The organism is Thalassolituus sp. UBA2590, assembly GCF_002339775.1.
Lineage (GTDB): Bacteria > Pseudomonadota > Gammaproteobacteria > Pseudomonadales > Oceanobacteraceae > Thalassolituus.
Window position 1 is genome coordinate 1 of record NZ_DDKU01000167.1, and the last position, 3,701, is coordinate 3,701.

General features: G+C 54.0%; 2 protein-coding genes and 1 pseudogene. All 3 read right to left on the reverse strand.

Going from position 1 to position 3,701, the window contains the following annotated elements; translation table 11 throughout:
* A partial coding sequence (gene parC, locus B2067_RS14045; RefSeq protein WP_301388863.1) for a DNA topoisomerase IV subunit A occupies nt 1–1,558 on the reverse strand: 1,558 nt, incomplete at its 3' end.
* 86 nt (nt 1,559–1,644) lie between these two features.
* Complete coding sequence (locus tag B2067_RS14050) at nt 1,645–3,438, reverse strand: putative bifunctional diguanylate cyclase/phosphodiesterase (RefSeq protein ID WP_301388865.1); 1,794 nt, start codon at nt 3,436–3,438, stop codon at nt 1,645–1,647.
* Between the two features lie 65 nt (nt 3,439–3,503).
* Nucleotides 3,504–3,701, reverse strand: a pseudogene (locus B2067_RS14055) (DNA topoisomerase IV subunit B); the annotation flags it as partial.

The following is a 3,701-nucleotide window of genomic DNA, read 5'->3' on the forward strand; positions in this document are numbered from 1 at the left end:
CGGCGCGGACCCAACCTTTCTGCGACAGTACCACCGTAACCGGATCGGCAGACACCAGCTCGGTCTCGCTGAAGGCTCTCGCCTCGGCACGGGTAACCACCGGAGAACGACGTTCATCGCCATACTGCTCCGCGTCGGCAGTCAGTTCTTTCTTAATCAGAGTTTTCATACGACGTTCAGAACCCAGAGTTTTCTCGAGCATGTCGCGCTCTTTCTCCAGCTCATCCTGTTCGCCACGGATCTTCATTTCTTCGAGCTTGGCCAGATGACGAAGCTTTAACTCAAGAATGGCTTCGGCCTGAATATCTGAAATACCAAAGCGTTCCATCAGCACCGGCTTTGGTTTGTCTTCCGTGCGGATAATATCGATCACTTCGTCGATGTTCAGGAAGGCAACCAACAAACCTTCAAGGATATGCAAACGCGCCAGTACTTTATCCAGGCGATGCTGCAAGCGACGACGCACCGTACCGGTACGGTATTCCAGCCACTCACTGAGCATGGTTTTAAGATCTTTGACCTGCGGGCGACCATCAAGACCGATCACGTTCATATTAACGCGATAGTTCTTCTCAAGGTCAGTCGTCGCAAACAGGTGCGCCATCACTGCGGCGGTATCAACCCGGTTGGACTTAGGCACAATTACCAGGCGGGTTGGATTCTCGTGGTCTGACTCGTCACGTAAATCCGTGACGAGAGGCAACTTCTTAGCCTGCATCTGCGCTGCAATCTGTTCAAGAATCTTGGCGCCAGACACCTGATGCGGCAGCGCCGTAATGACGATATCACCGTCTTCAAGAGTGTAGACCGCGCGCATTTTGACGCTGCCTTTCCCCGTGCGGTACATCTTCTTGAGATCTTCGCGAGGTGTAATGATCTCGGCTTCTGTCGGAAAGTCCGGCGCCATGACATGCTCACACAGAGCATCAATATCGGCTTTCGGTTCATCCAGCAGGCGGATACATGCCGAGGTTACTTCACGGACGTTGTGCGGCGGAATATCCGTCGCCATACCCACCGCGATACCGGTCGTACCGTTGAGCATCACCGTCGGCAGACGTGCTGGCAGTGTTGCAGGCTCGTCCATGGTGCCGTCAAAGTTCGGCTGCCACTCGACCGTACCCTGACCAAGCTCGCTCAGAAGCACATCAGCAAACGGTGACAACTTAGCTTCGGTATAACGCATCGCGGCAAAGGACTTCGGATCATCCGGCGCACCCCAGTTACCCTGACCGTCGACCAGCGGGTAACGGTATGAGAACGGCTGAGCCATCAGCACCATGGCTTCATAACAGGCGCTGTCGCCATGTGGGTGATACTTACCCAACACGTCACCGACAGTACGGGCCGATTTTTTGTACTTAGCCGTAGACTTCAGGCCAAGTTCGCTCATGGCATAAATGATCCGGCGCTGTACCGGCTTCATACCATCGCCCACATGAGGCAGTGCGCGATCAAGAATGACGTACATGGAGTAATTCAGGTACGCATTCTCGGTGTATTGTTTGAGTGACTGGCGTTCAACGCCATCATCGGTATAACTGATCTGATCCGTCATAGTATCCGGTTGTCTGCTCGAGGCCCGTCACAGGGCCGTGTTTAAAATATTCTGCTTCTGACTTAACAATTAAACTGCGTTTAGGGCTACGTTTCGGAATAGTGCCTGAGGAAATCGTCCGCCGCCATAGGCCGGCCGTACAGGTATCCTTGCAACCATTCGCAGCCAAGGCGTCTCAGGGTCTCACCCTGCTCTTCATTTTCAACACCCTCAGCCACCACTTCAATGTTCAGGCTATCGGCCATGGCCACTATCGCGCGGGCGATCTCGTAATCGTTTTCCTGATCGTGAATGTTACGCACGAACGACCGGTCGATTTTCAACACACTGACGGGCATCTCTTTCAGCTTGCTCAACGAAGAGTATCCGGTACCAAAATCATCAATTGAAAACTCGACACCCAGCGCCCGAAGCTGGTGAATCTGGTTGTTCACCTCGGTCATGCCCGACATCATTAACGATTCGGTCACTTCGAGCTCCAGCCAAGCGGGCTCGAAACCGGTTTCTTTCATAATGGTTTCAACCGTTTCGGCGAAGCGACTGTTGATCTGCATGGCCGACACATTGACGGCAATTTTCTCAAGTTTCATTCCCTGCTGACGCCAACTCATGAACTCAGCGCATGCGCGTCGTAACACCCAGAAACCGAGTTCCCGGATCAGGCCACTGCTTTCTGCCAATGGAATAAATTCATGCGGAGAAACCTGGCCGCGTAATTCATGAGGCCAGCGGATCAGTGTTTCGACCCGGCGAGGGACTCGCTCTCCGGGCCGGAACTGCCCCTGAAACTCGAGGCTGAACTCTTCATTCTCAACCGCATCTCTCAAGTCCTGCTCCAGCGACAACTGACTGCTCTTATGAGCCGACAGTTCCTGTGAATAGATGCAGCTGCGATTGCGCCCGAGCGCTTTTGCGTGATGCAGTGCGGCATCAGCATGTACTAGCAGAATATCACTGTTGTCCCCATGCTCAGGGGCCAGTGCAATCCCTGCGCTGGCATTGATACTGAGCAAATGGCCCTGCAACTGATATGCACGTGCTAAAGCTTCGAGAAGCTGTGTGCACTTGCTCTCAACGTAGGCTTTATCCGCCTGCGTCAGTACGACGACAAATTCATCGCCACTCAAGCGGGCGCAGATATCGCTGTCACGCAGATTACTGCTCAAGCGGTGAGCAACGTCACGTAGCAGCAGATCACCGACCGTATGGCCCAACGCATCGTTCACTTCACGAAAGCGGTCAAGGTCGATGAAGATCACCGCCAGCGACTCATCATTACGCTTCGCCATCTGCAGCGCAAAGGTCAGCTTTTCATGCAGCAAGGCTCTATTAGCAAGCCCGGTCAGAATGTCGTGGCGCGCCTGGTACTCAAGTTTCTTCTGCTTCTCGCGGGTTTCCGTAATGTCACGGCATGTCAGAAGCACACCGACACACTCCTGAGTGTCACTGAACAACGGCTGGCGGTTTATCTCGAGCAGTACCTGTTCACCATCTGGCCCGGGCAACCACTCTTCTGAGCGTATCGCACTGCGCCGTTCAATGGCTTCAACATCGCGCTGGCGCATCCGCTCAGCACTCTGCACATCGAAGAAGTCGGTATCACGCTGACCTTTAATTTCATCAGCCGAACGACCGAGAAAACGACTACCCGGCCCATTACACAGACGATAGACGCCGCGCCGGTCTTTGTAGAACACCATCTCAGGCAGCGCGCCGAAAATGTTGCCGAACAAGGCGGTATGCGCACCCAGCTGACGATCACTGCGCGCGCGTAGCTGGCGCTGCTGAAGCAACAGCAGCACAGTGAATACTGAAATCATGGCCAGCAGTAATACGGCCAGAATCAGATCAAACGGCTCAGCAGCAATCCCATCAGCCATAGCAGGCAAGGGTGCCAGCAGCGCACTGCCGGCTATTGTGCTGGAAACAGTGGAGCGGTGAAAAATCAGAGAATCTCAACCTCGTTGCCGTGCGTCTCTAACCATTCCTTACGGTCAGAGGAGCGCTTCTTCGCCAACAGCATATCCATCATTTCATTGGTGCCATCCCCCGGCTCCAGCGACAGCTGGACGAGACGTCGGGTATTCGGGTCCATCGTGGTTTCACGTAACTGCATCGGGTTCATTTCACCCAGACCTTTAAA